The organism is Bacillus sp. m3-13 (assembly GCF_000175075.1).
Classification (GTDB): domain Bacteria; phylum Bacillota; class Bacilli; order Bacillales; family Bacillaceae_I; genus Sutcliffiella_A; species Sutcliffiella_A horikoshii_C.
In genome coordinates this window covers 21,831-36,626 of record NZ_ACPC01000009.1, presented here as the reverse complement: position 1 = coordinate 36,626, position 14,796 = coordinate 21,831, and the positions used below count along the sequence as shown (strand labels likewise).

Below are 14,796 nucleotides of genomic sequence, written 5' to 3'. Positions count from 1 at the left end.
TTCTAATTCAAGTGTAACCTTTTTCAAATTTGATTGTCTACATGTTAAACTAGTCAAGAGTATATTAAATAGGAAAAATGCGGTAAAAATGGACTGGGGGATGTAAGATGATTAATGTCGTCAAGCAGAAAACAGGTGCTGTTTCCTTTCTACATGTATGTGAAGCAGAATCCTTTTCAAATTTAAAGCCTACTGTTATCTTTGTACATGGGTTTCAAAGTGTTAAGGAAAATAACCTGCATTATGCCTACCTTTTAGCTGAAAAAGGTTTCCGCGTAATACTTCCTGATTGCATCCATCATGGAGACAGGGACAGCGGTTTGAAGAGTCAACAAATGATGCAGGCATTCTGGGAAATAGTAATCCAAACGATTCATGAAATAGATATTTTAAAGAAACACCTCACCGAATCAGGGTTAGCCGATGAATCGGAAATTGGGGTTGCAGGAACATCCATGGGTGGCATCGTAACATTTGGGGCATTAAAAAAATACCCTTGGATCAAAGCAGCAGTCAGTTTAATGGGTTGTCCAAGCTATCAAGATTTTGCACGCTACAAAGTGGACAAGTTCCTTGAGGCAGGCTTTGCATTGCCATTTACTGAAGAACAATTGGAATCATACTACGCGAAATTGAAACCATATGACCTAGCAAGCGCTCCATCAGCCCTTAACGCGCGGCCGTTGTTATGCTGGCATGGAAAGCGGGACACAGAGGTGCCGATTGATCCACTCTTGACGTTTGTAAAAGCTAATAAAGGTTATTATAAAAATAAGCCAAACAATATAAAGGTCATCGTGGATGAATATGCAGATCATAAAGTAAGCAGAGAAGGTGTGTTGGCAACAGTGGATTGGTTTGACGAACACCTAACACAAAGCATAAAGGAGCGATATCATGCAGGAAGCATTAAAAGATAAAGTAATGGAGATTTTGGAGGAAGTAGAAGATCCGGAACTAGGTGTTGACATTGTTAACCTTGGACTAGTGTATGACGTAGAGATCGATGCATCCAATAATGTGGATATTACCATGACATTAACATCGATTGGCTGCCCGCTTGCAGGGGAGATCGTGGAAGATGTCAAAAAGAAGCTGGCACCGGTGGAGGAAATTAATGAAGTAGACGTAAATATTACATTTAACCCGCCTTGGAGCAAGGACCGAATGTCTCGTTTAGCAAAAATAGCATTGAACGTCACAGACTAAAAAAATATTTTAGAGTGGAAGGGGAGAAATGGTCATGAAAAACAAAGTGATACTTGTCAGTTCCAATCAATTAGGTAAAGGCGATGAAGCTTTAGGTGAAGGTGTCCTTGAGACCTTTTTTACAATCCTTAAGCAACGCGAAGATAAACCAGAGGCGATTTTCCTGATGAATACAGGGGTACACACGTTAACAGGGGATTCTCTGGTTTCTGTTCACTTAAAAGAAATTCATGAATCTGGTGTGCCAGTATATGCTTGTAAAACTTGTGTCGACCATTATGAGGTGGAACAGAAGCTTATTAGTGGCGAAATCAGCGGCATGGGACATTTTATTGACCTTGCCTCTAAGCATGAAGTTCTGACGATTGCTTAATAATGGATGACTTGACCTTCTATGGATTGAGACATGAAACAAGACAACTTGGGAACGATAAAAGGGAGATAGTTTCATCTCATGTTTGCTTTAAGGTACAGTCTTAGAATTTTCATGATCTGACTATAGGAGGTAATCGTATGGGACAGAATCAACAATTCAGACCGGGTCAAAAAGCGCCCAATAACGGCATTTATCTTGAAATTGGGGAGACCGGAAGCGGAGTGAAAAATCCTCAGAAGGTAAACCTAAAAGCCGGGGACACTTTTCCCGAAACTTCCAACCACAATCGCCTCTGGGCAAAAAAGCGCCGTCCGTAATTATTAAGTCATCCTCTTTATGAGAGGGTGGCTTTTTTGGATAGAACCTTAGGGAAACTTTTTTCTTGAAAATACGTAAAAGGGGTATGAGTACTTTCTTTTCAGCGTTGGGGTAATCTGATGCCCTAAAACAAGAGAAATGAGTGGTTAGGGGTCACCAAAGAGCCAAAACAACTCACACTTATCTAAATCAAAGGAGTGATCTCAAATATGAACATCAATCAAATGACCACCAAGCTCCAAGAAGCCATTGTGATGGCCAAGAGTCTGGCGGAAAAGATGAATCATCAGCAAATTGAACAGGAACACCTACTTCTTGCGTTGCTTCAACAATATGAGGGGCTGACAGAAAGAGTCCTCCAAAAGCTGAAAATAGATACTCAAGCGCTCCAACTCGACCTTAAGACGCTACTTAAATCAAAACCTGAAGTATCCGGTGCAACCAGCGACGCCTATATAAGCAATCAGCTGAACCAAACATTCAAAAAAGCCGATGAATGGAAAACAGAGTGGGAAGATGATTATCTCTCCATCGAACATATACTTCTTGCTCTATTCCACCACAACAGCACAACTTATCAGTTGAAAAAGTTAAGCAATACCTACAATCTTAATGAAGCACGCTTAAAACAAGCCATCCAAGAAATAAGGGGGAACCAACGAGTGACTTCCAAAGAACCAGAGTCTACATATGAAGCGTTAAAAAAATATGGAAGAGATTTAATTGAAGAAGTAAAAAGCGGTAAACTAGATCCTGTAATTGGACGTGATCAAGAAATCCGCAGGGTCATTAGGATTCTTTCCAGAAAAACAAAAAATAACCCTGTCCTTATCGGGGAACCGGGTGTGGGGAAAACCGCAATAGTCGAAGGTCTAGCGCAGCGTATTGTGAGAAAAGACGTTCCAGATGGCTTAAAGGATAAAACTATATTTTCGCTCGACTTAAGCTCACTAGTAGCTGGTGCAAAATATAGAGGAGAGTTTGAAGAACGCCTCAAAGCAGTACTCCATGAAATCAAAAAGAGCGACGGACAGATACTGCTTTTTATCGATGAACTGCACACGATAGTTGGTGCCGGTAAAACGGAAGGTTCGATGGACGCTGGCAATATGCTAAAACCGATGCTAGCCCGGGGTGAATTACACTGTATAGGTGCCACCACCTTAAATGAGCATCGCCAATATATTGAAAAAGACCCCGCGTTGGAGCGCCGTTTTCAACAGGTTCTTGTCCAAGAACCTACAGTGGAGGACACCATCTCCATTTTACGTGGACTTAAAGAACGTTTTGAAATACATCATGGGGTCAATATCCACGACAGGGCCATTGTTTCGGCGGCAGTATTATCAAATCGTTATATTTCTGAACGCTTTTTACCAGACAAGGCAATTGACCTGGTGGATGAAGCTTGTGCCATGATTCGGACTGAAATAGACTCCATGCCATCTGAACTTGATGAAGTGACGAGAAGGGTCATGCAACTTGAAATTGAGGAAGCGGCCCTAAAGCAAGAAAAGGACCAGGCGAGCATGGAGAGGCTCACCCAACTTCAGCAGGAATTAGCGAACTTAAAAGAAACCTCTTCTGCAATGAAAGCACAATGGCAGCTGGAGAAGGATGATATCCAGTTAGTCAGAGTCAAACGAGAAGAATTGGAGAAATCCAAACGTGATTTGGCGACCGCTGAAAATAATTATGATCTGAACAAAGCTGCAGAACTGAGACATGGAAAAATACCTAGTCTGGAAAAAGAACTGCTGCAACTAGAGGAAAAAGCCAAACAGAAGAAGCAATCAAACCAACTTCTTAGAGAAGAAGTGACCGAAGAAGAAATAGCCGGTATTGTGGCTAAGTGGACGGGCATTCCTGTTACAAAGCTTGTGGAAGGAGAAAGAGAAAAACTGTTAAAACTGGAGGAAATTCTTCATGAACGGGTAGTGGGCCAAGAAGAAGCGGTCCAGCTTGTATCGGAAGCTGTCATTCGGGCAAGAGCTGGAATTAAAGATCCAAACCGTCCCATTGGCTCTTTCATATTCCTTGGTCCTACTGGGGTAGGGAAGACGGAGCTTGCCAGAGCACTTGCACAATCGCTATTTGATAGTGAAGAGCAGATTATCCGCATTGATATGTCAGAGTATATGGAAAAACATGCGGTTTCAAGATTAATCGGCGCACCTCCAGGCTATGTTGGTTATGAAGAAGGTGGCCAATTGACAGAAGCAGTCAGAAGGAAGCCTTATTCTGTCATCCTTCTAGATGAAGTAGAAAAAGCTCACCCTGAAGTTTTCAATATTCTATTGCAAATGTTGGATGACGGACGGATTACAGATTCACAAGGGAAAACAGTTGATTTCAAAAATACAGTCATCATCATGACCTCAAATATCGGCTCTCATATTTTGTTGGAACATGCAGGAGAAGAGCTAACGGAGGATACAAAGGAAAAAGTGATTCTGCAATTACGAAGTCACTTCAGGCCTGAATTGTTAAACCGAATAGACGACACGGTCATCTTTTCTCCACTATCTAAAAGTGAAATTGGATTAATTGTAGAAAAGTTGATAAAAGATCTGCAAAAGCGACTGGAGGATAAGCATTTAACATTAGCCCTGTCAGAAGAAGCAAAGCGCTTCATTGCCGACAGTGCTTATGATCCTGTTTTCGGAGCAAGACCATTAAAAAGGTTTATCCAAAAACATATCGAGACTTTAATTGCAAAAGAAATAATAAAAGGGAGCATCCAAGATTTTCAAGAAATAATTATTGAAGTAGAAGAAGGAAAACTCGTCATCAATGACAAATAATATTAAGGACAAAAAAAGAACTTGTCTCTGGGAGCAAGTTCTTTTTTTACAACTATTAGTGCTTTTCTACCGGTTCGTTTGGTAACGCTTCCCCGATCAGCATCACTAATACAGCGAAAACGACCGCAATGATTGAAGCTAATACGTAGTTATATGTATCACCCTGCATGTTAGCTACAACATAAGAAACCATGTTTATAAGAAGAAGTGACCAGAAAATAGTCCAAAATGCGCGCATTGTGACTCCCCCTCCATTTCATTATTTCAAAGCTCATTCAGAGGATATTTTACCACAAACGCGGCATATAATAAATGTAAATATGTTTAACTTAGTCGAAAAAGGGGTTGTTAAATGGTGAATAGTAATGAAAAACTTCTTGAATTGAAATTGTTGTTAGATCAAGAGGGGAGTAATTTAACGGAGTTGGGTCAACGTACTTTGGAGAATTTAAGAGAAGAGCTTCAATATGATGAAGTGGGAGGGGATTAGGTTTTAGTCACCTTCCTTTTTCTTTTTTTAGGTTGCGTTTTATCATTTTATCTTTGAAAAGTGGCCTTTTGACTCTGTCATAACAGAACTTTTCTACATAGCATACGATATATAAGTTTGTGATGAGTGGGGGGTAGATGAGTCGGATGAGCTTAGATCAACGTTTTTTTCAAATGGGCGGTCAATGGAATGCTGTACATGTGCCAGAAAAACCGAATGGTTTCGGCTGTCTTATCATTGGAGATACCAACCATTTTGTTGATGAACATAATAGCCTGTGGTTGCAGCATATCGGGCGTAATAAAATTGTGGAAGAAATACTGAAATGTGGATACACCTTGTTTTATTCCAACCTTTATGGGGCTCATTGGGGTAGCGGTCAGTCTGTACTTCAAGCTAAACAGCTTTATCATATCATCATGAAACAGGAAATCCTAAATGATAAGATTCATATCATAGCAGAAGGGATGGGTGCGTTAACAGCTTTGCAACTAATGGAAGAGTTAAAGGAACAAATCCGATCTGTTGCACTCATTAATCCATGCATGGACTTAAAAGCACAACTCGCACAGGAAAAAGACAGAAAGTTTTTCTATAAAAAGGTGAAGAACGAAATCGCTAAGGCCTATAACGTACCGGTTAATGAACTTGAAGCATATCAAGATCTTCCTGATCTAGCCCAGTTTCAACAATGTTCCATACCGGTGAAAATCTGGCAAACCACCACCAATTTTACGTTCGATCCCAATCTACACTGCAAGAAATATGAGGAGTTGCGCTCAGCAAATCATTCACCAATAACAGTTGCCTATCATCTTGTAGAAAAACGATATTCATACGGTCCATCCATATGCCAGTTCTTCAAGAAATATGAACAAGAATTATAAAAGTCCCATTCCGCACATATGGAATCGGGACTATAATTTTGTTTTTTTGCATATGGATACAGTATCAATAAAGATGGGTGGAATAATAAAATGATGAAAAATGCAGTGGTCCTTGGAGCCACCACACAAGTTGGTTTCGCCCTTTGTCAATATCTGATTGATAAAGAAGTAGAAGTTACAGGGCTGGTATGGTCGGAGAAAATGGATGGAAAGTCAGAAGAGATGTTAATGGAGATTGGACGCAACGCTTTTTTTAGTTCTCAATCGGAACGTTTTTCCAACCAAAGCATAGATGCCGTATTTTATTGTCTAGACGAGATAGATAACGTGGATGAAAAAGAACAAAAACAATATGTTGATCTAGCAGAACATGCAAAGAAACTTGTATTTATCTCTTCTTACGGCAAATTTGCATGGAACAGAGAATTTAGACAACAGGTAATGAGTAAATTATCAGGTAGCGAAGACCAATCCTATTGTGCCATATATTTGCCGATGGTCTATGGTCCATGGCAGCATGAAGAGGAATCGGTTCATAAAAGGTTACTAGAAGAATTAGAGCAAAAAGAATCTGTCCCGATGGCAATCAAAGAACAGGATGTTTTGTTTGTGGAAGATGTTGCAGAAGCTATCTATAACTTTTTAATCCGTAATGAAAACGTGAAGGAAGTTCTTTTTGAGAATGATAATTCAAGGGCATTGGAAGAATTAATAAAAGAGTTAAACCTGACCAGTCTAACTATTGTTGAACCAGAGGAAGTAAAGAAGTTCACAAAATACAAAGTGCCACAACACCATACAATAAAAGAAGGTATTCAAGCACAAAGGGATCAATTGAACCATAGGTTGAAAATCGAATAATAGAGAACTGCCCCTCCATTCCATGCATTTTAACAGAATATTAACTTTTCCTTTATCATTAAAGCATGTACAATATAAAAGGAAGATCTTGAACCAGAAATAGAGGGGCAATCCTTTTAGGCACTAGGGGGTGGTACTTACATGAAAAAATCTTTAATGGTAGTCATACTATTTATTCTTTTATTAACTGCATGTGGACAAACTACTCCTGAAAGCGGAGATCAAAAGGTCGGCTTGTTGGTCCCTGATACGATAAGTGACCAAGTATGGGGAACAAAAGGCTATAAAGGGCTGTTGCGGATTCAAACGGAATATGACCTGGATGTATATTATAAAGAAGGCATACATACTGCTACATCGATTAAAGAAGCGGTGAAAGAGTTTCATAAAGATGGAGTTACCTTGGTATTTGGGCATGGCAGCGAATATGCTCAAACATTCAATGAGATTTCATCCGATTATCCAGACATTCATTTTGTATGTTTTAATTCCCAAGTACAAGGGGACAATGTAACAAGTTTGAATTTTGAAGCACATGCCATGGGCTTTTTCGGTGGAATGGTAGCTGGCCATATGACGGAGACTAATACTATTGGAATTTTAGCCGCATTTGAATGGCAGCCTGAAGTGGACGGATTTTTCGAAGGGGCATTATATGAAAATCCTGATGCTAAAATCATAATTAAGTACACGCAAGACTGGAATGATCCTGATAAGGCATTGGAAGTGCTTGACAGTATGATCGATCAAGAGGTGGATGTTGTTTATCCTGCTGGTGACGGATATAATGTACCTGTCATCAATAGCCTAAAGGAACAAGGGCTTTATGCGGTAGGATTCGTCTCTGATCAGTCCGACTTAGGAGAGAATACTGTACTAACCAGTACCATACAGCATGTCCCTGCCTTGTATGAATTGGTAGCCAGTCGTTTCTTTGCAGGTGAATTAGAATCTGGTAACCTTTCCTTCGATTTTAAAGATGATGTCATTTCACTTGGAACATTCAGTCCGCTAGTAAGCGAGGAATACCAGGCTAGCATTTACCAACAAATCGAGGATTATAAGTCTACCGGTTTATTACCAAACGAAAAATAGAAAGTAGGTACGAAAATGGAACAAGATAGAACGATGCAATATATGGCCATAGCTATGAAATATTTACCAGAAGCAAAACAAATGCTTGATGAAACAGGGTTAGAGTTGGAGCCTCAACATATTCAACCACTTGTCTCGTTACTGACAAAAGTGATGGATGAAGCATATGAGCTTGGAAAACAAAATGCGTTAGATTTAGACTAAAATAAGGACTATCCAGGGGAGATTTGCTGGATAGTCCTTTTTATGTGCATCCTGAATGGATTACTTCTTGAAATAATCCAATATTGGAGAAAACTCCTTAATCATCGGTTTCAGTTTATTGACTGATTCCATAATGGAGTCTACCTGCTCCATAAGTGCGTAATATTCATCCCCAACCTTCTTATCAGAAGCACTTTCTGTTTTATCTTCGGCTGGTTGTCTTCTAGGCTGAACTCCAAACATCATTCTAGTGAATGGATCTACTTCCACTTCGTTGTCTACCTTCTTTTGTTCTTCACTCATGATTTTCACCTCACCTAATCAGCATTTATCCCCTCTGAAAATATAGTATGCCGTCTAATTTAAATGGGATAGGCATTGGTCCAAAAGCTTCCCTTCCACGTAAAATAGGCATTTATGTATTGTCAATCCGGATAGAATACGTTAAAATTAGTACCAAGTCATAATAATTGATAATAAAAGTCCAATAAGAGAGTTAGGTGTTTTATCGGTGAATGCAGGGATACTAGGAATCGGTAGATATGTACCTGAAAAAATATTAACGAATGCAGATTTAGAAAAAATGGTCGATACGACAGATGAATGGATAAAAACAAGAACAGGCATAGAGGAACGAAGAATTGCAACAGACGATGTAGATACATCTCACATGGCATATTATGCAGCAGAAAAAGCACTGAAAGATGCAGGAATTACAGCAGAAGAACTTGACATGATCATCGTCGCTACTGTAACACCTGATAATCCTTTTCCAAGTGTTGCTTGCATGATTCAGGAACGACTAGGTGCCAAAAAGGCATGCGCCTTTGATATGAGTGCAGCATGTGCAGGATTTATGTACGGAATCATTACAGCAAAACAATTTGTAGAAGCAGGAACATATAAGCATGTTCTAGTAGTAGGTGTAGAAAAACTGTCCAAGATTGTAGACTGGGAAGACCGCAACACGGCAGTCTTATTTGGTGACGGGGCAGGAGCGACTGTAATTGGTCCGGTTTCAAAAGGTAGAGGAATTTTATCTTTCGAACTTGGTGCAGATGGCACGGGAGCGAAACATTTATATCAAGATGAAACCATTGTAATGAATGGCCGCGAAGTTTTTAAATTTGCGGTTCGTCAAATGGGTGAATCAGCTGTAAATGTATTAGAAAAAGCCGGTTTATCAAAAGAAGATGTGGATTTTCTAATTCCTCATCAAGCAAACATTCGAATCATGGAAGCAGCAAGGGAAAGACTGGGCCTTCCACTGGAAAAGATGTCAATGACCGTGCAGAAATACGGAAATACATCGGCTGCCTCTATTCCGATTTCCATAGTGGAGGAAATAGAAAAAGGAAATATACATGACGATGATTTAGTGGTTATGGTAGGATTTGGTGGAGGATTAACTTGGGGAGCAATCGCCATTAGATGGGGAAGATAATAAATATAAATTGGATACAATGGTGGAAGGAGCAGGACAATCATGCAAATGCCTAAAAAAAGAGTAGTAGTAACTGGCCTTGGAGCAGTGACTCCAATTGGTTTAAATGTAAATGAGGCGTGGGAAAATGCCATTAAGGGAGTTTCTGGTGTAGGACCGCTTACTAGGGTGGATAGTGAAAAATTCCCTGCAAAAGTGGCTGCAGAAATCACAAACTTTAATGCAGAAGATTTTATGGATAAAAAAGAAGCGAGAAGAATGGATCGTTTTACTCAATACGCTATCGCAGCTTCTTTCATGGCTGTTAAGGATGCTAATTTGGACATTACAGATGAAATAGCTCCTAGAGTGGGTGTGTGGGTAGGTTCCGGAATTGGTGGAATGGAGACCTTTGAACAACAATATAAAACGTTCTTGGAAAAAGGCGCACGTCGTGTAAGCCCGTTTTTCGTTCCAATGATGATTCCTGATATGGCTACAGGTCAAATCAGTATTGCACTTGGGGCAAAAGGTGTGAACTCTTGTACAGTAACAGCCTGTGCAACAGGTACAAACTCCATTGGAGATGCATTTAAAGTCATCCAACGCGGTGATGCGGATGTTATGATTTCAGGAGGAACTGAAGCGCCACTGACGGAAATGTCCTTTGCAGGATTCAGTTCTGCAAAAGCATTATCCATGAACCCAGATCCAAAAACGGCGAGCCGACCATTTGATGCAAACCGTGACGGCTTTGTCATGGGTGAAGGAGCAGGGATTGTCGTGTTGGAAGAGCTTGAACATGCCCTGGCACGAGGTGCTCGCATTTATGCCGAGATTGTTGGCTACGGCGCGACTGGTGATGCCCATCATATCACAGCACCTGCACCGGGCGGAGAAGGCGGTGTCCGTGCGATGAGAATGGCGATTAAAGATGCCGGCCTTCAACCAGGAGATATCGATTATATTAATGCGCATGGAACAAGCACGGAATATAATGACAAGTTTGAAACACTTGCTATCAAAGAAGTGCTTGGCGCACATGCGAGCGATGTAGCTATTAGCTCTACAAAGTCCATGACAGGTCATTTGCTTGGAGCAGCAGGTGGGGTAGAAGCGATTTTCACCATTAAGGCCATTGAAAACGCCGTTATACCGCCAACCATCAATCTGGATACACCAGATCCAGAATGTGACCTTGATTATGTGCCGAACGAAGCAAGGCACAAAGAAGTCAAAGCTGCAATGAGCAACTCACTTGGCTTTGGCGGACACAACGCAACGATCGTGTTTAAGAAATACGAATAATTCACATGAGCCGTAAGAAGTGTATTATGCTTCTTGCGGCTTTTTGCGTTTTTAAAGATACTTTGATTTGAAGTTTTTTTGAAAATATAGGAATAAGAAAGTCTGTAATTCGGTTGATTTCCGTTCCAGGCGCTTCGCTCGCCTGCGGGGTCTTCCCTGTCCTTCCTCCCGCGGGCGTCTGCGCGCCTTCCACTTCAAACAACAAGATTATTTCATTCTAGTAAGGGGTTATGAAAGTCATTAAGTTTAGAATTTAGTAGCTGTTTTGTATATTGGTGTATAAAGACATGCTGGAGTGAAGAAGCTGTTCAGCGAGGTCTTTACAAGGTGTATAAAGACATGCTGGAGTGAAAACGCCGGCCGTCGAAGTCTTTACAAGGTGCATAAAGACATGTCGGGGTGGAAACGCGGTTCAGCGAGGTCTTTAGAAGGTGCATAAAGACATGGTAGAATGAAACGCCGTTCAGCAAGATCTTTATGCATTTTAGGTCAGGCATCTAAATTCTAAATTCAACTCAATCCTACTTCCCATCCGACCCACCTCACCAATCACCCTCTCTCATCATACAATGAAATCAAAAAGCAAAGAAAAGGGCTGTAGAGCATGAGTATTATTCATACGGATAGATGGTTGGAAGAGGACTATCACCAGCCATTGAACATTTCCAAGAAATTGCTGAAGTACTTTGAGGACGTAACTGCAGCGGAACTTTATGACTATCTGATTATGCATGGGATGTATCGACCGGTTAGGGATGGAAAAGGTACGGTTGAAAAACTAAAGACATTGGATTGCTGGAATATTGTCTTGGCGGAATGGAAACGGCTAAAGAAACTTTGGAATGGACCAGACATCCCAATTTTCATCTTTCCTTCTGACAAATACAATAACCAAATAAAAAGGGATTTCAAAGGAAAAGCCGGGGTAGCATTCAAAGATAAACTGTTTTTATTTCTACCTGAGGATATTGAAGTAAATGAAATGAAAGCTTTGCTGACTCATGAATATAACCATATATGTGTACTCTCCAAAAACAACAGAAAAGATGATCAGTATACGCTTTTAGATTCTGTACTAATTGAAGGGCTTGCCGAAAGTGCGGTAAAAAGCGTAGTAGGAAAGGAATATACCTCTAGCTGGACTTCTTACTACACAGATAAAGAACTTGAAACCTTCCTAAACAAATTTATAATTCCGAATAAAGAGGTGAAAAAGAGCGAAAAGGATCATATGAAACTGCTATATGGCAAAGGATTTTACCCCAAAATGCTTGGTTATTGTGTGGGATATTACCTTATTCAGAAAATATTAAAAGAGAAGAAAATTACCTATCGAGCATTAATGTCAAAGAGCCTTTCTGAGATAGCAAAGTTATCATTTGAATAATTCTTTGAGGAATAGGAGAAAAATAACAAAAAAACAAAAAATCTAGCAAAAAAAGCTAGTTTTTTTGTTTTTTTTTGTATATAATCAGTTTTTGTAGAAGATTGCTACAAGTTTTAATTAAAAAAATTTTTAGTTTATTTTCAAAATATGCTTGAACTTGTAACGGAATTGTAATAATATACAAACAGACGATAATTATTTTCCGATAATTTAGTTTTTACAGTTAATTTTGAGTAAAAAGACTGAAGATTTTGTAATAAACAGCATGGAAAATCTATAATGGCAATCTTTGAATAGATTAATAGCTAGTAGTTTTGTAAATTTGTAATATAAAGATTAAGAATTAGTTAAATTTTTCTAGGTTCTCTATATTACATATTTAGACATCATACAGACCATGCATCGAAAGAAAAAAGGATGGTGAAGGCTAAATGTCAGCTTTATTAGAAGTGAGAAACCTAAAAACTCACTTTTTTAGAAAAAAGCAAGCTATTCCAGCTGTAGATGGTGTAGATATCTCCATTAAAAAAGGAGAGACTGTAGCACTCGTTGGAGAATCAGGATCTGGTAAATCTATCACTTCCCTATCTATTATGGGTCTTGTACCTAGCCCAGGAGGGAAAATCGTTGATGGTGAAATTCTATTCGACGGACAGGATCTTGTGAAACTAACAGAAAATCAATTATGTAAAGTTCGTGGAAATGATATTTCCATGATCTTTCAGGAACCAATGACATCATTGAATCCGGTTTTAACAATCGGTGAGCAAATTACAGAAGTATTAATACTTCATCAAAAAATGTCAAAAACAGCAGCAATGAAAAAAGCGATTGAAATGCTAGAAGTTGTAGGATTTTCAAGAGCAGCTGAAATTGTCAATGATTATCCGCACCGTCTTTCAGGTGGTATGAGACAAAGGGTAATGATCGCAATGGCGATGAGCTGTAATCCTAAGTTATTAATTGCGGATGAGCCAACCACAGCGCTAGATGTTACCATTCAAGCTCAAATACTAGATTTAATGAAAGACCTTAGCCATAAATTTGACACTTCCATCTTGTTAATAACGCATGACTTAGGGGTTGTATCAGAAGTAGCTGATAGAGTAGTAGTTATGTATTGTGGTCAAGTGGTAGAGGAAGCGTCAGTTGACGATTTGTTCGAAGAGCCGCTGCACCCATACACAAATGGTTTGATGGGGTCCATACCTGATATTGAAGAAGATATTTCTCGACTTCAATCTATCGATGGTAACGTTCCACCGCCAACCAATCTACCACAGGGCTGTCGTTTTGCCCCGCGCTGTCCAAAAGCATTCGATCGTTGTCACAGCGAAATTCCTGAACTTCTTAAGCGAAGCGGAAATCGCTCCGTTCGATGCTTCTTATACGAAGGCGAGGAGGCGAAATAATGACTGCAACCGAGATTAAATCAGAAAATACTTTAACGGAAACAAGTTCTGATAATATCCTTGAAGTAAGAGGGTTGAAGAAATATTTCCCAATTAAAGCAGGCTTATTACAAAGGCATGTAGGGGATGTAAAAGCTGTAGATGACCTAAACTTTTACATTAAAAAAGGTGAAACATTAGGACTTGTTGGTGAATCTGGATGTGGAAAATCCACAACAGGAAGAACCATCATCAGACTTTACGAACCTACAGAAGGAAACATCATATTTAAGGGAAGAGATATTGCGACAATGAGTGAAAGTGAACTTAGAAGGACGGTTCGTAAAGATATTCAAATGGTCTTTCAAGACCCGTTCGCTACTCTTAACCCAAGAAAAACTTTAAGATCAATCCTAAAAGAACCATATAACACACATAACTTGTTCACTAAAAAAGAGCGAGAAGAAAAAGTGCAGGAATTACTAGCAAAAGTAGGATTAGATCCAAGTTTTATCAACCGTTACCCGCATGAGTTTTCCGGTGGACAACGTCAACGTATCGGTATTGCCAGAGCGCTTGCACTAAACCCGGAATTGATTATTGCGGATGAAGCAGTATCTGCACTGGATGTATCTATACAAGCCCAAATCATTAACCTTATGCAAGACCTTCAGAAAGAAATGGGACTATCTTACATCTTCATTTCACATGATTTAAGTGTAGTTCGTCATATTAGTGACAGGGTCGGCGTAATGTATTTAGGGCGGATGATGGAACTAGCTACCAAGCAAGATTTATATAGTGAACCTCTACATCCTTACACGCAAGCATTACTATCTGCTGTACCTTCCACTCGTCGCAAAGGGCAAGTGAAGAGAGAGCGTATCGTTCTGAAGGGTGAATTACCAAGTCCGGCTAATCCGCCGACTGGTTGTGTATTCCATACACGCTGCCCGGCAGCAATGGATGTTTGTAAGCAAATTGTTCCTCAATTCAAAGAGGTTAAACCAGATCATTTTGTTGCTTGTCACCTATACGAATAG

General features: G+C 39.8%; 17 protein-coding genes. 15 read left to right on the top strand and 2 right to left on the bottom strand.

The annotated features are described in order from the left end of the window. The first annotated feature begins 107 nt into the window (after positions 1 to 107). The 5 genes from M313_RS0102390 to clpB all read left to right on the top strand — a co-directional run bounded on the left by M313_RS0102390 (position 108) and on the right by clpB (position 4,707). Complete coding sequence (locus M313_RS0102390) at positions 108 to 920, top strand: alpha/beta fold hydrolase (protein ID WP_010192042.1); 813 nt, start codon at positions 108 to 110, stop codon at positions 918 to 920. Then, complete coding sequence (locus tag M313_RS0102385) at positions 895 to 1,209, top strand: metal-sulfur cluster assembly factor (RefSeq protein ID WP_029326290.1); 315 nt, start codon at positions 895 to 897, stop codon at positions 1,207 to 1,209. Before M313_RS0102390 ends, M313_RS0102385 begins: the two co-directional genes overlap by 26 nt. Positions 1,210 to 1,243: 34 nt before the next feature. Next, positions 1,244 to 1,582: a DsrE family protein gene (locus M313_RS0102380; RefSeq protein WP_010192037.1), complete on the top strand. Its 339-nt coding sequence runs from the start codon at positions 1,244 to 1,246 to the stop codon at positions 1,580 to 1,582. Between the two features lie 140 nt (positions 1,583 to 1,722). Further along, positions 1,723 to 1,902 (top strand): YjzC family protein, encoded by a 180-nt coding sequence (locus tag M313_RS0102375; protein ID WP_010192036.1) that lies wholly within the window; start codon positions 1,723 to 1,725, stop codon positions 1,900 to 1,902. A 210-nt stretch (positions 1,903 to 2,112) separates the two neighbouring features. Continuing rightward, positions 2,113 to 4,707 carry an ATP-dependent chaperone ClpB gene (clpB, locus tag M313_RS0102370; RefSeq protein ID WP_010192035.1) on the top strand — a complete coding sequence of 865 codons (2,595 nt, stop codon included), beginning with the start codon at positions 2,113 to 2,115 and terminating at the stop codon, positions 4,705 to 4,707. 55 nt (positions 4,708 to 4,762) lie between these two features. On the opposite strand, the gene M313_RS0102365 is transcribed toward clpB, so the two are convergent. Beyond that, positions 4,763 to 4,945 carry a YjzD family protein gene (locus M313_RS0102365; RefSeq protein WP_010192034.1) on the bottom strand — a complete coding sequence of 61 codons (183 nt, stop codon included), beginning with the start codon at positions 4,943 to 4,945 and terminating at the stop codon, positions 4,763 to 4,765. Between the two features lie 114 nt (positions 4,946 to 5,059). Between M313_RS0102365 and M313_RS25695 the strand changes: the two genes are divergently transcribed. The 5 genes from M313_RS25695 (at position 5,060) to M313_RS0102340 (ending at position 8,244) form a co-directional block, all read left to right on the top strand. Then, positions 5,060 to 5,197 (top strand): hypothetical protein, encoded by a 138-nt coding sequence (locus M313_RS25695; protein WP_010192033.1) that lies wholly within the window; start codon positions 5,060 to 5,062, stop codon positions 5,195 to 5,197. Between the two features lie 146 nt (positions 5,198 to 5,343). Further along, complete coding sequence (locus M313_RS0102355; RefSeq protein WP_010192032.1) at positions 5,344 to 6,084, top strand: alpha/beta fold hydrolase; 741 nt, start codon at positions 5,344 to 5,346, stop codon at positions 6,082 to 6,084. 90 nt (positions 6,085 to 6,174) lie between these two features. After that, the gene (locus M313_RS0102350) at positions 6,175 to 6,945 is read left to right on the top strand and encodes an NAD-dependent epimerase/dehydratase family protein (RefSeq protein ID WP_010192031.1); all 771 of its coding nucleotides are present in this window, start codon (positions 6,175 to 6,177) and stop codon (positions 6,943 to 6,945) included. 141 nt (positions 6,946 to 7,086) lie between these two features. Further along, a complete protein-coding gene (locus tag M313_RS0102345; RefSeq protein WP_010192029.1) occupies positions 7,087 to 8,040 on the top strand; it encodes a BMP family ABC transporter substrate-binding protein in 954 nt (317 codons plus the stop codon). Positions 8,041 to 8,055: 15 nt separating this feature from the next. Beyond that, on the top strand, positions 8,056 to 8,244 hold the full coding sequence (locus M313_RS0102340) for a ComZ family protein (RefSeq protein ID WP_010192027.1): 189 nt from the start codon (positions 8,056 to 8,058) through the stop codon (positions 8,242 to 8,244). 60 nt (positions 8,245 to 8,304) lie between these two features. On the opposite strand, the gene M313_RS0102335 is transcribed toward M313_RS0102340, so the two are convergent. Continuing rightward, positions 8,305 to 8,547 (bottom strand): hypothetical protein, encoded by a 243-nt coding sequence (locus M313_RS0102335; protein WP_010192024.1) that lies wholly within the window; start codon positions 8,545 to 8,547, stop codon positions 8,305 to 8,307. Between the two features lie 208 nt (positions 8,548 to 8,755). Between M313_RS0102335 and M313_RS0102330 the strand changes: the two genes are divergently transcribed. From M313_RS0102330 to M313_RS0102305, 5 genes are all read left to right on the top strand, one after another. After that, positions 8,756 to 9,688, top strand: a complete 933-nt coding sequence (locus tag M313_RS0102330; RefSeq protein ID WP_010192021.1) for a beta-ketoacyl-ACP synthase III — start codon at positions 8,756 to 8,758, stop codon at positions 9,686 to 9,688. 48 nt (positions 9,689 to 9,736) lie between these two features. Beyond that, complete coding sequence (gene fabF / locus M313_RS0102325; protein ID WP_010192020.1) at positions 9,737 to 10,975, top strand: beta-ketoacyl-ACP synthase II; 1,239 nt, start codon at positions 9,737 to 9,739, stop codon at positions 10,973 to 10,975. Positions 10,976 to 11,579: 604 nt separating this feature from the next. After that, the gene (locus M313_RS0102315) at positions 11,580 to 12,362 is read left to right on the top strand and encodes a DUF2268 domain-containing putative Zn-dependent protease (protein ID WP_010192016.1); all 783 of its coding nucleotides are present in this window, start codon (positions 11,580 to 11,582) and stop codon (positions 12,360 to 12,362) included. A gap of 431 nt (positions 12,363 to 12,793) precedes the next feature. Further along, positions 12,794 to 13,774, top strand: coding sequence for an ABC transporter ATP-binding protein (locus M313_RS0102310; RefSeq protein ID WP_010192014.1), 981 nt, complete (start codon positions 12,794 to 12,796; stop codon positions 13,772 to 13,774). Beyond that, entirely contained in the window at positions 13,774 to 14,796 is a 1,023-nt protein-coding gene (locus tag M313_RS0102305) for an ABC transporter ATP-binding protein (protein WP_010192012.1), read from the top strand. The genes M313_RS0102310 and M313_RS0102305 overlap by 1 nt, the downstream gene beginning before the upstream one ends.